Genomic DNA, 386 nt, shown 5'->3' on the forward strand with positions numbered 1-386 from the left:
CTACCCAGCAATGTGCCTGCGCCGAAGGAGAATTCAACAACACCTGCGTTGTTGGCATTGGTGCTGGTCAGGGACATGTTGGTGAGAACAGATTTGATGTTCTCAATACGTGCTGTGTTGGTACCTGCTGTGGAGGCAATGCGGTTGATACCGATGTTTTGCAAACCAGTGGAATCTTGCAAGTCAACTGCAACAACAGCTGTATTGGCGACGTTTTGTGCATCAGCAGAGCCAGAGAACGTGAAGTTCGCTGTCTGGATGTTTTTCAACGTTGGGGTGATGATAGGCGCGCCGTTGTCATTGGAGTTACCCAATGTAGCTGTCAGTTTGTTGTTGGCTGCAGCGGAGGTGTTGGAGCCTGTCAGTACGTCTTCGTCTTGCAGGGC

1 protein-coding gene is annotated in these 386 nt (G+C 50.8%); it reads right to left on the reverse strand.

Annotated elements, in window-relative coordinates; all coding sequences use genetic code 11:
* On the reverse strand, window positions 1-386 hold a 386-nt coding region (locus ACO0LF_RS31565; RefSeq protein ID WP_423021376.1), incomplete at both ends, for a hypothetical protein.

Source organism: Undibacterium sp. Di27W, assembly GCF_049340345.1.
GTDB lineage: Bacteria > Pseudomonadota > Gammaproteobacteria > Burkholderiales > Burkholderiaceae_D > Undibacterium.